The following is a 15,316-nucleotide window of genomic DNA, read 5'->3' as shown; positions in this document are numbered from 1 at the left end:
GCCCACGTGATCCTGTTTCCGTCGGTTGTGGCAAACCAACAGAATCACAACCAAATGAAACCGCTCAACTATCTTTTTTGTTCAGGCTCTGAATACCATGCATCTGATTCAACAGGTACTCAGCCAACTCCTTATAGCCGAGCTTTATTAACCCATCGATAACCGAAATTACGTCTTGTATTGTTTTTACGCACTTCAGCGTCTGAGATGTATTCACTATTTCGAGAGTTGCCGCCGCACGGGTGGCGTAGTATTTCAATATATTTCCAGTTTCGGTTGAAGTACGATAATCGGAACAGAAAAAAGCACAAATTACTCCGATTGCATTGTTCTCCCTGTTTCTGATTACAGTTCCGATATACGATTTGATGTACTCTCGGTCTACGACAAAATTTTCTCCGTGAATTCTCTTATCTTTATTGGCGGCAGAGGAAAGCAAAGCACCTTCGCTACCCACGATTGCAGAATATATTTTACTGTCTTCAAAAATCTTAATATCACCAACTTCAACGCTATCCATAAAGAAGGAAGAGCCCCGAAAAAATGAGGCGGAGACATAATCTGATCTAAGCTGCTGAGCCATTTCAGTAATGATTACGGTCATGCACATTTCCAAATCTTGTCTTGCCGATTGTTTCTCAAGAGCAACAGCTGTTTTGTTGGGGGAAGAAATTTTTGTTTTTTTCTGTTGCATAGTCCTGTTCCTATTTAAACGTCACCCTCATATCCTTCAGGATTTCTGTTATGGCACGGACGGATCGTCAGATTTACATAACATTAACTTGAGGTAATTATTTTGAAATATTTCGACCATGATTTACATCAAAAAGATACCTTCAAAATATGAGCTGCTGCCGGTTTGGTGGACACGAGGATAAGATCGTGACCCATGAACCGGAGAGTATTCATGACGAGACGAAAGTTTGGAGCTGAGTTCAAAACCGAGGCTGTAAAGCTGGTTACGGAGCGGGGCGTATCAGTGGCGCAGGCGGCCCGTGACCTGGATTTGGCGGAGAGCGTGTTGCGCCGCTGGATGCGTGAATTGGCGGCGGCGCCTGCGACGGCCTTCCCAGGCCATGGCCAGCAGCGGGCCGATCTGGCTGAGATTGCGGCCCTCAAGAAGGAGGTCGCCAAGCTCAAGGCGGAGCGTGACATCCTAAAAAAGGCCGCGGCATTCTTCGCGAGAGAGTCGACTTGAAGTTCGCTTTCATCGCGAAGCACCGGCATATCTGGCCGGTGAACTGGATGTGCAATGCTCTTGAGGTATCGCGTTCCGGCTTCCATGCCTGGCTCAAACGGCCTGCCTGTGACCGGGCTGTGTACGATGGGAAGCTGGCGTTGGCGATCGACACGAGCTTCAAGGCCAGTGACAGAACCTATGGCGCGCGCCGCGTGTGGCGTGATGTGCTCGAAGAGGGCCTGGCCTGCGGTCTGCACCGGGTTGAGCGGCTGATGCGCGAGAACGGCTTCCGGGCCCGCCCGAAGCGCCGGGCCAAGCCGAAGGACGAGGGCGAACGTGCTGTGATCGCCGATAATATCCTTGATCGGGAGTTCGCCGCCGCCCGGCCAAACCAGAAATGGCTGGCTGACTTCACCTATATCTGGACCGCCGAAGGCTGGCTGTATGTGGCCGTGGTTCTTGACCTCTTCTCCCGGCGCATCGTCGGTTGGTCGATGAAGGCGGAACGCGATGCGGCGCTGGTCATGGATGCGTTGATGATGGCCGTCTGGCGCCGCGGCAAGGCCGACGCGCTACTTCATCATTCAGATCAGGGCTCGCAATATACCAGCGAGAAATTCCAACGCTTGCTGGCCGACAACGGCATCACCTGCTCCATGAGCCGGGCCGGCAATGTCTGGGACAATTCGGCAATGGAGAGCTTCTTCTCATCGCTCAAAACCGAGCGCACGGCTGCCAAAACCTACCGCACCCGTGACCAGGCCAGAGCCAATGTATTCGACTATATCGAGCGTTTCTATAATCCACGGCGGAGGCATTCGAAATTGGGCTATCTCAGTCCCATGGAGTTCGAGGCCAAGGCCGTGCTAGCTTAACTTGCTGTCCACCAAATCGGCAGTAGCTCAACGCGCCCAATCTATCAAACGGCGGATATGTATAAGCAGGGAGAGTTGCTCGCCCGGGTGGCGCACCTTATCGATACAGGAAAAATTCGAACGACACTTACCGAAACGCTCTCGCCGATCAATGCAGCGAATTTAAAGCGGGCGCATTCCCAGATCGAAGGCGGTACAGCGAAGGGTAAAATTGTTCTCGAGGGATTCTAATCGCCGGCTAAACACGGTTGCATTCCGCACAATATGTAAAAAAACCTAGAGCAGGAGCAAAAATGGGTTTTTATTGTGTGCTCAAGTGTAGCCACTAAATTACGTCTGCTTTCTGGAAGCGCCGACCTCACCTTCAAAGGCATAATTGGGTCGGAAGCTGCCGGACAGCAGAGAATTCCCACGCCGTAATAGATTTGGTGGCGTGAGAATTCTATTGCGGGTTAAGGCGCTGCCGGGCGGTGGGTTAATGTAGAGCAAATGATCGGGAGTGAGTGACCGTTTTAATCGCGGGTTTGACCAATGTTCGGGCTTGATCGCCTGTGAGGACGGACTGAGAGGCCAGCTCTTTGGCTAATGTTTGTACCTGCGCGGCATATTTCATCATCAACTGTCGCGCGCTTGCATAAGCTGCGGCAAGGCGTTCTTGCACGAGTTGTTCGAAATCCGGACGGGCGGAGAAAACCTTCTGGGCCAATTCGTTGGTGGAGACGTCCCGCCAGATGAGGCGTCCGTCGCCGAGGCCAAAGCCGAACTCGGCCTGGGCGGCCAACTCTGTCGCGCACGCAAGATCGCTGTCTTTTGGCCCTCCTGAGCCTGAACTGATGGATCCCAACAAAACATCTTCAGCGGCCCTGCCAGAGAGAATGGCGATGAGGCAAGCATCGACGCCTTCACGCGTGAGCAGCGTCTGACACGGTTTGAAGAAAGCCCGCCCTCCGGAAGAGGCGGAGCCGATCATTGAAACATGTTCGAGTTGCAGGTGAGGCGAGACCAGCACAGCAACGGCATGGCCTGCCTCGTGAAGGGCGATGCGTTTGCGGGTCTCAGGATCGTTCACCAGCTGGGCGCCGATGATGGCAGTGATGACGTCGTCGAAAACAAATTGCCGCTTCTCGCGCCGAGCCATGCGCTTCGCCGTAGCACAGATTGTCATGACATCGGCTCCGCTCCGTCCTGCACTCATCTGGCCCAAGCGAGTATACTGATCATCTGTTGTCTCTGTCAGCGTCGCGTGGAGTTCGTCTTTATATATAAGTGCGAGAGCCTTCGGGGGCGGCAGCATCAGGACAAGATGGCGCTCCAGACGTCCTGATCTGAGGATTGCTGGGTCGAGGGACGCGATATGATTCGTGGCAGCGATAAGGACGACCCCTTCATTGCTGGTCGTGCCGTCGGTCTGTTCCAGGAAGGCATTAATGACGGCCGTCCAATATGAGTTGTCGCGGGTAGATGCTCCTCGCTGCCCGAGGCTGTCCAGTTCGTCGATGAAAAGAACAACCGGCGCTTTGGCGCGTGCATCAGTGAAAGCGGCGCGCATCGCTTTGGTGACGGTGCCGAGATGGCCCTCGCCAGTCGCTTGCCAGGCGGCAAACGAGGTGGAGATGAAGTCTATGCCGCAATCGGCGGCAATTGCCTGCGCAATCGTGGTCTTGCCGGTACCCGGTGGGCCGACAAGCAGCGCTGCGCTCGACACTTCGGCCCATTGCAGTGCTCCCTGCCGCCAAAGCGCCAGGTCGGCCCGGAGGTCTGTCGCCCAGGCGGTGACCTCGCCAATTCCGTGCAACCGAGACAGCGGGGTGACAGGTTTCATTGTTTTCGGGGAGGCGACGAAAGTGGACTGCGTCAAAAGCCCAAGGCGCTTCGCATACTCAAGAGCAGAAATGCCTTGGTGGTAGGCCAGCCGCAGCACCTCAGGGGAGAGTGTTTGACAATGGATCCCAGAGTAAAATGCGGCTTTATGCCGTTCACCCGTCAAAGATTCGACCGCGCAGGCCAGGAGCGCCGCGTTGGGTTCAGGCAACATGAAATTACGAGAACATAGGGCGCGAAGCGGCTGAGGGATGGTTGCGGGGTCACTCGTCACGATAAATACCGAACGTCCCTCTGCCTGCCACGCTGTCGCCGTAGCGATCATGGCCTGTTGCTGGTTGAGGTCCTGCGACGCTGGGGCCATGCAGACGCCAATGTCAGGGCGCCCTGCCAGTAAGTGGGTGCGCGGCCGCTTGTACCGAAAGTTGGATGCAGGCGGACGTCGGGTGAGGGGCCTAATCAACTGGCACAGGTAGATCTCAGGCAAGACCTTTCCAACGATTTCACACCATGCCTGAGACGGTGCCTGGACGATGTAAATTCCCAGAGGAAAACGCCGATCCGCCGCGCTGAGGCCAGCATAGACCATTTGCCGGCCAAACAGGATCGCGCAGTCCGGCGGAGCGTCAGGCGCCTTGACCTGTTCGTGTAGATCATCATCAATGTCTTTGAGCTGGGCCTGCCAATCGTTCTCCGGGGGAGCGTCAGGCAGGGGCGCATTGTCGAGGGGCGTTTCTGTATCACGCGCGATTTTCATGCTGATTGTCCCCGTTCAATAAGAGAAGGAGGTTTGTGCATTGGGCGGGATGGCTTCCGCACGTGGCGGCTCCGGCGACATCGCGGCCAACCAAGCGAGCTGGTTGATTTTCTTCTGGCGTTGATAGGTCTGAAGAGCGATCTCGAACGTCTGGCGGTCAATCCCAGGCGAGCGGAGCCAAGCCGTTCGCACACTAATCCAGTCGACCGGTGCGGCGCGAAAGAAAATGCAACCGACGTCCAGGCATACGAAAGCGGCGATATCGAAGTCATCTTTGTGATAACGGAAGGTTCCCGAACGGGAGTAATAAAAACCGCGGGTCAACGCGAATGCGCAGCGTTGGCCTTTGAGCTTACTCTTGGTTTTGACTTGAATCCGAAGCATGTCGATGCCCGCAACGTCGGCGATCAGATCATAAGCCACGCCGGCCATAGCCGGTTGGGCTGGTATGCCCCAACGCTGCAGGCGAGACAAAACTGGAGTTGCCCCGTTTTAGTGGACGGTTACGGGGTCAGTTTTTTATAGTCCTTTTGCATGCGCCCTTTCATAGTTGATTGGCGAGAGATAGCCGAGTGCTGAATGCCGCCTTGTTGGGTTGTAGAAACCCTCGATGAAGTGAAAAACGGCCATTCTGGCTTCCGTCTGTGACTGAAACCGGCGTCGATCGATCAGTTCACATTCCAGCGTGGCGAAGAAGCTTTCGCACATGGCGTTGTCATAAGCGTCGCCGACGGAGCCGGTAGAGGGGCGCACGCCCGCCTCGGTGCAGCGGGCGCCGAAGGCCAGGGATGTATATTGCGAGCCTTTGTCCGAATGGTGAATGACGTCATCTGGCTTGCGTTGTTCCAAAGCCATATCCAAAGCATTGAGAACGAGCCGGGTTTTGAGATCCGTTGCGAAGGACCAGCCGACAACGCGGCGTGACCAGGCGTCGATCACCACCGCCAGATACAGAAACCCGGCACAAGTCGGGATGAAGGTGATGTCGGCAATCCAGAGCTGGTTTGGCGCTGCCGCGGCAAAATTCCGTCTGACCAAATCGGAAGCGGGATGGTGTGTTGGCTCACGCTTCGTCGTAACCGGGCGACGGCGGCGGCTGACACCCGCCAAACCAGCGCGGCGCATCAGCCTGGCGATGCGCTTGCGCGAAATGGCCGCGCCGCCTTCCTTGAGTTCCGCATGGATCCGCGGCGCACCATAGGTTTTCCAGGAAGCTGTATGGATCGTGCGGATCCGCGCTGTCAGGGCGATATCGGCAACCGCGCGGGCCGGTGCAGGGCGTTTGGCCCAGGCGTAATAGCCGGACGTGGAAACCTTCAAAACCCGCGCCATGGTACGGATGGGATAGTGGGCCTGGTGCGCGCTCATGAACCGGAAGACCCGTTCGGGCCGGCCTTGCTCTCCTTCGCGAACCAGGCCGCCGCCTTTGCCAAAATATCACGCTCCTGACGAAGACGGTGATTCTCCCGGCGCAACCGGGCCAGCTCGTCCTTCTCGGCACTGCTCGGGCCATCTGCCCGCTTGCCCGCATCGCGCTCCGCCTGCTTCACCCAGGACCAGATCGACTGCGCCGTCGGCTCAAATTCACGGGATAACTCTTCCGGCGTGCGGCCAGACCGCACCAGCTCAACCATTTGCCGCCGAAACTCAGGCGGATACGCCGCTCGATATCGTTGCATGAGACACCTCTAAACAAAGCTTAAAAGTGTCCACCAAACCGGGGCAACTCCAGTTTTGTTGTCCTCATGTCGATCCGACGAACTGAGGGCGAATAGTAACCAACTTATTGTTGGCCTGCCTGTTCAAATAAGAAAATAAGTTAAGGTGAGGAGGCTGGCCCAAAGCTTTGCATTTCCGAATCGTGATTTGAAGATGCTGCATTGACTCGGGTAATCGCCCAGATCGGCTGCCGGGATATCGTATGCCCAGATGCTTCGACAGACGCGATCGGTGCCAATGGAATTCCACCCATCGATTTTCGTCCGTAAGCAGTTTGCGAGCGTTCAGATAAATGGCCTAGAAATTTTGCGAGATCTTCTTTAGCCAACCTGCGGCGTTTTAGATCCGAAGAGAGTGCGTGGCGGAAGCTATATGGCGCAGCGATATAGTCGATGTTTTTGAAAAGTCGACGAGATATATTTCGGATAAAATCGCTAAACCGCCGTGGATCTGAAATGTCTATTATATATTCGTCGTTTTCGCGGGGTAGGTGATCAGCAAGCGTTTCCGTGAATTCTCCGTGTCTCTCAATTGTTATGGTCCTCGTTGCTTGACCAGAATATGAAGTAACTTTCGAACCTTGGATTGTAATAAGCAAATGATGCCTCGTCTTTTGAATGGCGACGCCATTTAGAAGCTCTGATGGCCTTAGGCCCGTTAAAGCCAAAATGATCACTGCCGTATAATACTCGGTAAAGTTGGAAGCATGAATAATTTCCTGACGCCACTGCACAGGAAGGCGATGTAGATTTCTTCGCTTGCTCTTTTCGACTTCGTCAGAAGGAGGTTTGCACCATTTGCTTGGCTCCGATTTGTTTCTCGTCCTGTATCGGAAGAGCAAATCCAAATGCTGTTCGAGGAGATCAAGCTGATTATGTTTTGCCGTGTCCGGTACGTGTTTAGTAATTTTATTCCAGTTATGTTTGATATCTGACAAATAAGATGCGCACTCAAAGATGAGCGCTGCCCTATACAGATTGAATGAATTTCTGGAATTTTTTCCGATATGTTCTGGAGCAAGGTTCCGGCGCGCCATCCTCTCCGACGCGTCTTTATATTGTGTAATAGTCTTTTCAGAAGGTGACAAGTTTACGGATTTGATCGTCTCATCAATAACTGAAAAAAGTATGTCTATTCTCTTGTGTAAAGGCATACTCCCGGTCTGATGTCGCGTAGGGTTCGTTGTCATGAGGATATTTTATCGACGCTGATTGAAACCACGAAATATTTTCATTCGACTTTCAGTAAAAAAATGTCCGACGTCATCATTAATCGGCAATAATACTTTGCTTTTACTAAAACCTACTTCAACTTTTACCAGAACATGCCTTTGCTTTTACATATTTAAGGGTTTTAATTCTATCATATATTATAAGTGCCGACCGAAAATTTGATATTTTTTGAGAGTTGATTCTTGGCGGAAGCTGGTGCTTATCGATAAGATTTAGACTTTTACCTGAACCGTTCTTCTCTAATCTTAGAAGGTGAAATGTAAAGGTAGTTTTCTGTCTTTAGATAAAACGATTTCTGGCCGGCATTCGATAAACTCGACTGCTCCCCCAAACCGGTCGGTCACCTATCCTATCGGCGGATCTGAATGCGCTATCGCCGACGTAAGCGTAGGAAAATTGGCTGTTTTATTTGGAAAAAGGACGCTTCAAGAAAATTGTTTGTTTTCAATGCTTTGGGTTTTGCGCGCGGCTCCGGGTCAGAGATTCGAAGCCAAAAAGCCCTAAATCGGCTCAAAAACCCGTATTTTAGGCGCCCTAGAAGCGATTGTGGTGGCTAAAAAACTTTTTGCTCGAACAAATGACGGCTTTAGCATCCTGAGAAGCTCTCAGAGGAGGCAGCGCCAACCAAATCAGTGCACGCTCTCAAATTGAAATTGGCTAAGCCATTAGCAGGAAGATTGACTTGTGCCGGAAGTCATGTGACACACGACTGTGCCACCAACGCGGTCGCATCCATATTTAGCAGGAAAAACACATTCCTGATCAATATCTTGTTTCGGTTTTGTCGTCTTCTCCCCTTGGGGACGCCATTCTCGAACAAAAGTAATAACTTCGGCTGGCGTGTTCGGAAGGTCGGTGAGAGCGGCTCTGGCAAGCAGGGATTTCGGCCCGCTGAGTTCCACTTCCTGCTTACTAACGACAACCTTATCCACGAATAATTTGATGTAGGCCTTGCGCATTTCGGGCGGTGCCGTGTGTAGCGCGGTGCGGACGGTTTCGCTGAGCCTGTGGAGCTTGGCCTCGGTCAGATGTGGACGGTTGGCGGGTTGCAGGTCCGAGGCTTGTTTAAGCTGTGCGGTCAGGGTCTTTCGTTTGGTTTTTAGGGCGGAGAGGCGTTCGCGCAGCGCAGGGTCGTCGAGCTCCATCAACCCGGCCTCAACCATGCCGAGCAGACGTTTGAGCGCGCCCTCCGTTTCCGTGAGGTCGGCTTTGATCTGGCCCAGCTGGCTGCGCTGCTGCTGCGCGTCCGCCTTGGCCTTGTCCAAATAGCCGGAGACAAGATCGATCAGTCGGCCGGGCGTGAAGATGCGCTCAGAGAGTGTCTCGATTACAGTTTGATCGACCTTCGGCATGGACACCGCGCAGCCACCGCAGCGTGTGGGGCCCTTCTGCGCGCGTCCGGCACAGGTGTAATAGCGATAGCCTTTGCCTGTCCGCAGCGTCATGCCGGCCCCGCAATGGGCACAGACGGCAATGCCGGTCAGCAGCGTCGGACAATTCACCACGCGCGCCGGGATTTTCTGTGGTGCTCTCTCACGCAGCTGTTCCTGGACGTTTTCCCAGGTCTGCCGGGGAATGATGACGGGTACTTCGATGCCGATCCACTCCTGCCGAGGCCGGATGGCGCCGGAGCGGCTATCCTGCACATTGAACCAATGCTGGCCGGTGTAGGTTTCATTGGTCAGGATACGGTGGATGCTGGAGATCATGAACGGCTTGCCACGAAAGCTCTCGCCAGCTGCGTTCAGCTTCGTGACAATGGCTTTCACGCCCAGCTGTACGCCCTCGGTACCGAGATACAGGCCAAAAATGCGGCGGACGAGGGCCGCTTCGGTGGCGTTAATCTCCAGCCGTTTTTTGACCTTCTGGCCGCGTTGTTCAGCACCGATCACATCATAGCCAAGCGGCGGGCGGCTGCCGTTCCAGAAGCCCTGGCGGGCATTTTCCTTCATGGCCCGGGCCGTATGTTTGCCGATTTCCTTGGAGGTGTAGGCATCGAACGCCACCAGAATGCTTTCCACCATCTGCCCGGTAGGGTCATCAGCGAGAGGCTGGGTGATGGATTGCACGGCGATGTCGGCCTTGTTCAAGGTCCGCTTGGCCACGGCGTAGGCAAAATTATCGCGGGCGAAGCGGCTGAAGCTGTGAACGACAATGAGGTCGAAGGGCCGGGGCTGTGAGCGGGCATCTGTCAGCATCTGCTGGAAAACCGGCCGGCTTTCATCTGTGCCTGAGGCGCCTGGCTCGACATAGTGCTGTACCAGATCGTAGCCCTGGCGCTCACACCAGGATTTAGCCTGGGCGATCTGGTCGGGAATGGAAAGGTCAGCCTCGGCCTGCTTCACAGTGGAAACACGGGCATACACGGCGACGCGCTTAGGCAGCATCGAGGGTGAGACGGCAGCGGGAATAGGATGCTTCATTTATTTGGTTCCGCCAGGATCTGATCGATTAAGGCGCCGAAGAGCGCGGCAAACAAGGCTCTTTCCTGGTCAGTGATCGGCAATGCGGGTGCGGGAGCACATTCAACCGCTGGGAGCTTTTGGTCCCGGCGGCTTTGTAGGTCCGTTTCAGTGTTCCCACGCTTGCGCATGGCGGGGAGCATCGGGCATCGTCAACGCGATTCATGCGCAAGGGCGGCAAGTGGACCTCAGCTGAGCCATTACGTATCCGGCTCAATTGCAACAAGCGAAAAAATACGGCCTGTTGGTTCGACCCTTTCCCGGCTTCGCCGAGCGTTGTCGGCGTGTAGGCCGGAGGATTGGCTGGATTTGTGTTGGGTCATTCGTTAGCTGACGAATTATTTGTGTCGAAGCCGGCTCAATTGCAATGATCTGCAATGGGCAGGTTGAGTAGGCTGACCGCCCCCTGAAAAGGCAGCAGGAGCGGTCAGCCGCGCGGTTACAGCAAAGGTTCGATATGCGTGGCGTGCGATTCGAGCATGGCGTGCAGGGCGTCGAGCAGGCGCTGCGCGTTATGGGCTTGCGGCCGGGTCCATTGCGTGTTGGCGCTCATTTGCTCGTGCATCGCAATCGCCTTGGCCTTCACGAGACGAAGGTCGTGGATGATGTCGCTGATCCGCAGTGTGACGTCTTCTATAGACGAGAGACGTTCGCGCTGCTCGGAATCGACAATGGGCGTCTGGGCAGGCTGCGGAATGCCGGCGCCGCTCTCAGAGCGACGGGTATAGCCTATTTGTTTGAAGCTGACGCTGAGGATGCGCTCGCCCGGTTCTGGAACCTTCAGGCTGGGAAAGAGAAGGGCGAGGCGGTCGAGGTCAAACAGCGCGTCAGTCAGGTAGGTGCCGAGTTCCCCCGGCACCAGAGAGAGAGCATCGTTGAGTTCGACGCTGACTTCAAATTCGTAGGTGCGGCCGGTGAGGAGGGTCATTCTGCGTGGCTTCCCCGAATGCGGGTGATCGTGACATGACGAGGCGCTGTGAAGCGTAGGCTCAATGCGGACGGCTTGGCGCTTGTCATAGGCGGGGCGAGCGATATCGTTACGCCGTATGGGAGTGCTGTGTCCGCGTCCGAGAGCGGAAAGATCTTGTCCCCAGCGACAAGGCGGGGCGGAGAGGCGTGGAGCGTCAGCAGCAGATCGGCCACGGTGATCTGATCGCCGCTTTGCAGGGAAAGAACGAGGCTCAAAACGAAAACTCCTTAATAAGGTGAAACGGAAACTTAGCCCCCTGCCATGCCAGGGCAAGAAAAATAAGCCCGAAAAAGAAAAATAAAATCATTGAAAACAATGACTTAATTTTGGAAAACGGGCTTGGCCAAGGGCGCCTGGCGTGTTGCGAGCGGTGCGCCTGGCGCACCGCTCTGCGCGTCAAAATTTGATCCGTCTTGCCCGGTTCACGGCGTTCTGCGCGGCTATCAAATTCTTCTGCCGTTGACCCAGCAGGTAATAGCGCTCGGTCGTCTGGAAGCTGTTGTGATCGAGCAGTGCGGCGGCTTCGCGGGCGTACTCAGGCGCCGCGATGGCATAGCTGCTGGCGGCAGAGCTGCGGAAGGCGTGGGGATTTACCGGATATCCCAGGGCCTCCTTGGTCCGGGAGCCGATGATTTTGCGAAGCACCTGGGCGCTGATCGCGGCACCGCTGACACCGATCCAGAGACGCGCGGTTATAGCAGGCACTCTTGCCCGTGCGAGCAACCGAGGCCGGACCTGCTCTATATATAGGTGAAGAATTTCGGCCAATTCGGGGGGCAGCGGGTAGGTTATCTCGCGCCGGGTCTTGGTCTCAGACGCCTGCCAGCGGAGTTGCCATTCCCCGTCCGCGCTCTGAAGCAAATGCTCGTCCAGCCGGATCATCGAGAATTGGGTGATGCGCACGGGGACCAGGATCAACATGAGCAGGATCAGCCCATCGCGGAACGCGACGGGGTCTTGGGCGCTGCTGGTACCGGCACAGGCAGCCTCGATGAGATTTTTGCCGACGCTGAGCAGGTCGGTGGCGTAGGTCAAAGCCTTTGCTTTCGCGGGCTGTCGCCTGGCTTGCGCGGAGACCAGGTGGCGCATTTGTCTGAGCCAGTTCCAGTCACCGCTGGGCGCGAGGCTGATCATGATTCCGTATAAATCGGCCACCGATTTGGCCAAGGTGCTGATCTGTATTTGCGTTTGTCGCTCCATCAGGAATTGCCCGAGGCGGGTCGGCGTTATCCTGGCATCTGGCGGCTCGGCCAACAGCGCTGGCATAGTTTGCGCAAGATATTGCAGCCAGATGCCGTAATTATGCGCGGCCTCGTGGCGCTGTCGAAGGCACCATTTTGAAAGCGGTAGGCGTTCGACTGTAAACGGGCATTCTGCCTGCGCAGCATCCCATAGAGCGCGATCCTGGGCGGGCCATTCCTGCATCGGCAGGGCGCGGCGGTGTTGAGGCTCAGGAGCCATGATTTGCCCCCTTTGCGGTGACGACCCGGTCGAGCGGATGCTTTTGCTTGGCGAGCAGGAGGCGTTGCGCCCTGCGCTTGGCCTGAATCGGCCGGACCGGCGCGTAATAGCGCAAGGTCGTCTCAATGCTGTTGTGGCCCAGAACCGCCTGCACCGCCGCGTGGCCGTCAGGGGTATCATCAAGCATCAGCTTGCCGAGAAACGCCCGGATGACATGGGGCGTCACGTCCAGGCCGGCGTGATATGCGCCAAGGTCTTTGAGGCTTTGCAGCGCCAGCGCCGTGGTCAGGTGCATGCCCGACTGACTGGGAAACAAATAGGGGGCTTGTCGTTTGTCAGCCGCGCAAACGCTTGGCCGATACGTATCACGCCAAAGTTCCATTAGCTTTGTGCTCTCTGCACTGAGTTCGGAGATCAGCGTCTCGCCGTTTTTAACCTCCTCGCCTGGGTTGGTAATGATCGCGATGCTCTGTTTGTTGCGGGTGGTGAAGGTGATGTGCTTGTCGAGTTGCAGATTGACGATATTCCCAGCCCTCAGCCCGGTATCCAATGCGATCGCCGTAAACAGCGCCGTGCGCATGAGTTTAATGGCGCGCGCATCGATTTGGTTCCGTTGGCGGGCGGCTTTGGCCAAGGCGTGGGGCAGGCGCGCCATGTTGACGGTTTTCGCATGATCATCGAATTGGCAGAGACGCGCGAAGCTGCGCGGCGACATTTCCCCGTATTTGCCTCTCGTCCTGCGCCACAGAAATTCCAGTTGTTTCAGTGTATGCGCGGGTAAGTGGAGATAATCGCGCCCAATGAAATAGAAATGGAAGGCGATATAGCCCAGGTGGCCGCCATCTTGGCGGTTGGTCCGGGCGGCGAGAAATTTCAGGACACATTGGAGCTCAGCCACGCCGACGACGGCGGAAAGGCCGCTAATGTCCCCTACATGACGATAGCCAGTCGTAACCAGGATGGAAGCCGCACGGCGTAGGGCGTCACGATAGTTGCGTTCGGTGCAAGCACGAAGCGTGCCATTGTTGCGTCCCTTCAGAGAGGGTGGCGCAGGAACCGCGCCAGTCTCGGCGATGGAGGCAAGCAGATGCTGGAGGTCGGAGGATGGGCGAGCAAGCCAGTTTTCCACGTCTTCAGCGAAGCTGGCTGGGAAGGCTTCCCAGGGGAGCGCATAAAACCGTGTCTCTGCGGGTGGGAGGCCGAGGTCGTTGCCTGGCCAGTGCGGGCAGTTGCGGCGCCCGTGAGCCCAGGCGGCGACAGTCCCACGCACGATTTTTTCGGCTTTTGAGCCAAGATTGGTTTGGCGTAAAATGGCCGCGAACCGTTCCAGGTGAGCCTGGGTAATGTCTTCTGGCTCCCACCCCTGTTGGGAGGCGACATGGGCGAAGCGGCTGAGCTTGATGGCCATTGGGCCGCCGTTCAGCATGGCCATCAGCTTGGTCCAGCCAGCACTGAGCGGCGTTACATGTCGGCCGGGCATGATATCATGGCCGGCTAGACGCAGCGCCCGGCGGAGATTCGATTTGAACGCAGCTAGGGCATTGTCGGTCCTCATGCCGAGTATGGCCGGGGTGAGCTGTTCGAATTTCCGTTGCAGCTTCGGGATATCGACCTTGCCATTCAGCCCTTGGGCCGAGATCAGATTTGCTGCCTTCTTGACGGCGCCGCGCAGGTTCTCTCGGATTTTGGGCGAAAGGTCCGGGGCGCACTCGATTGCGGCGAGGACGCCTGTGAAGTGAGCCGCGGGCGCCGAATTTGGAACCTGCCGGCCAATATTTTGGGCCGGCGCAATATCACTTACGTGATCAAACATTATCATTCCTTCTCACTCACAAGAATGGTTGTGAGGTTTTCCTTTGTTGAAGAGTGCGGGTGTTATTGTGGGCGTCTGGTCGAACGCGCTCAGACGTGATCAAACGCGCACATCCCCTCGGGCAGAGCATGGCGTTCAAATCTTACGGTGCTGGGCGATGTACGACCGCAGTTCGGCGGGTTCGAAATATAGCCGCTCATTGATGCGGACCGGTGTGAGGGAGCCGTCAGCAACGCGGCGACGGATTGTGACGGCCGAGACGCCGAGGATGCCAGCTGCGGCTGAGAGCTTGATCAGCTTCTCCAGCGGCCGGTCAGCCCCAGCGCTGGCTTGGGCCGGGAGAAAAGAACGGAAGGTCTTGGTCATGGGTACCTCGTGAAAGTGAACGAGGCATCATGGGGGGCGATTCGCGGTGCGAAGGGGGGCGGTGCGGAAGATGGCGCAGCGACAGGTCCACGTCCTATATATACACGTGAGCTTGACGAAGTTGATGAAGTTTGGCGCAGACGACGCTACGCCATATTGTGCAGCCCAGCGCATCGCTGGCTGTAAATTTTGGTTGCCGGGCCGCATCGGGAAGGCCTAGTACCTGATTTTGTTCGCTATTTTCCAATCGCCGTCTGCTGATGCGCGCGAACAATGGCGCTGTCGATCATCAGGTGCTGGTTGTCACGGTCAGCCGTCGGCGTCTCAAATGCCGTCTCCCAGACTTTCCGTGGCACAGCCGCTGAAGCGTTTGGGTACGCTCTCCCAGTTGCCATAGTGCTCAGGCAGGTCACACTAATGCGCTCCAGGCCGCAAAATCCACAGACCTGAGCGGGCTTTCGAAGCAAGTGGATACGTTAATTACAATCCCGATGCCGCCAAGCCATGGAGTTGTGACAGCTCCGAAGAACAACGGGGTGGTTTATTAACGCTCCCATGATACAAAAAAAGATACATGACTTGGTGGGTCTTTAAGTTGTAGACTTTTTGTTTCAATGGGCCCCGGTGGCTCTCTAGGTTGTAGACATTTTGTTTCAAAAA

The 15,316-nt window shown here is 55.8% G+C and carries 12 protein-coding genes; 2 read left to right on the top strand and 10 right to left on the bottom strand.

All coding sequences use genetic code 11. From position 1 onward, the window contains the following. Positions 1-64: 64 nt before the first annotated feature. A complete protein-coding gene (locus ACZ46S_RS07645) occupies positions 65-694 on the bottom strand; it encodes a hypothetical protein (RefSeq protein ID WP_464064008.1) in 630 nt (209 codons plus the stop codon). A 213-nt stretch (positions 695-907) separates the two neighbouring features. Between ACZ46S_RS07645 and ACZ46S_RS07640 the strand changes: the two genes are divergently transcribed. Both ACZ46S_RS07640 and ACZ46S_RS07635 read left to right on the top strand, forming a co-directional pair. Next, positions 908-2,055, top strand: a protein-coding gene (locus ACZ46S_RS07640; RefSeq protein WP_464064007.1) for an IS3 family transposase whose coding sequence is annotated in 2 segments (ribosomal slippage) — positions 908-1,157 and positions 1,157-2,055 — 1,149 coding nt in all. Because the reading frame shifts where the segments join, the coding sequence is not laid out codon by codon here. A gap of 57 nt (positions 2,056-2,112) precedes the next feature. Further along, complete coding sequence (locus ACZ46S_RS07635; RefSeq protein ID WP_464064006.1) at positions 2,113-2,286, top strand: zinc-binding dehydrogenase; 174 nt, start codon at positions 2,113-2,115, stop codon at positions 2,284-2,286. Positions 2,287-2,530: 244 nt separating this feature from the next. Here the strand turns inward: ACZ46S_RS07635 and ACZ46S_RS07630 are convergent, their stop codons facing one another. The 9 genes from ACZ46S_RS07630 to ACZ46S_RS07590 form a co-directional block, all read right to left on the bottom strand. After that, positions 2,531-4,633 (bottom strand): AAA family ATPase, encoded by a 2,103-nt coding sequence (locus ACZ46S_RS07630; protein ID WP_464064005.1) that lies wholly within the window; start codon positions 4,631-4,633, stop codon positions 2,531-2,533. A gap of 15 nt (positions 4,634-4,648) precedes the next feature. Then, positions 4,649-5,065: a group I intron-associated PD-(D/E)XK endonuclease gene (locus tag ACZ46S_RS07625; protein WP_464064270.1), complete on the bottom strand. Its 417-nt coding sequence runs from the start codon at positions 5,063-5,065 to the stop codon at positions 4,649-4,651. An 87-nt stretch (positions 5,066-5,152) separates the two neighbouring features. Further along, positions 5,153-6,312, bottom strand: a protein-coding gene (locus tag ACZ46S_RS07620; RefSeq protein ID WP_464064004.1) for an IS3 family transposase whose coding sequence is annotated in 2 segments (ribosomal slippage) — positions 5,153-6,054 and positions 6,054-6,312 — 1,161 coding nt in all. Because the reading frame shifts where the segments join, the coding sequence is not laid out codon by codon here. 140 nt (positions 6,313-6,452) lie between these two features. Beyond that, positions 6,453-7,541 carry a site-specific integrase gene (locus tag ACZ46S_RS07615; RefSeq protein ID WP_464064003.1) on the bottom strand — a complete coding sequence of 363 codons (1,089 nt, stop codon included), beginning with the start codon at positions 7,539-7,541 and terminating at the stop codon, positions 6,453-6,455. Between the two features lie 708 nt (positions 7,542-8,249). Then, a complete protein-coding gene (locus ACZ46S_RS07610; protein WP_464064002.1) occupies positions 8,250-10,007 on the bottom strand; it encodes a recombinase family protein in 1,758 nt (585 codons plus the stop codon). A gap of 478 nt (positions 10,008-10,485) precedes the next feature. After that, positions 10,486-10,974: a hypothetical protein gene (locus ACZ46S_RS07605; protein ID WP_464064001.1), complete on the bottom strand. Its 489-nt coding sequence runs from the start codon at positions 10,972-10,974 to the stop codon at positions 10,486-10,488. A 438-nt stretch (positions 10,975-11,412) separates the two neighbouring features. Continuing rightward, the gene (locus ACZ46S_RS07600) at positions 11,413-12,477 is read right to left on the bottom strand and encodes a tyrosine-type recombinase/integrase (protein ID WP_464064000.1); all 1,065 of its coding nucleotides are present in this window, start codon (positions 12,475-12,477) and stop codon (positions 11,413-11,415) included. Further along, the gene (locus tag ACZ46S_RS07595) at positions 12,467-14,290 is read right to left on the bottom strand and encodes a tyrosine-type recombinase/integrase (protein WP_464063999.1); all 1,824 of its coding nucleotides are present in this window, start codon (positions 14,288-14,290) and stop codon (positions 12,467-12,469) included. The genes ACZ46S_RS07600 and ACZ46S_RS07595 overlap by 11 nt, the downstream gene beginning before the upstream one ends. 135 nt (positions 14,291-14,425) lie before the next feature. Then, positions 14,426-14,656 carry a helix-turn-helix domain-containing protein gene (locus tag ACZ46S_RS07590; RefSeq protein ID WP_464063998.1) on the bottom strand — a complete coding sequence of 77 codons (231 nt, stop codon included), beginning with the start codon at positions 14,654-14,656 and terminating at the stop codon, positions 14,426-14,428. Positions 14,657-15,316: the final 660 nt, after the last annotated feature.

The organism is Acidocella aluminiidurans (assembly GCF_055383125.1).
This window is presented reverse-complemented; position numbering and strand designations above follow the sequence as displayed.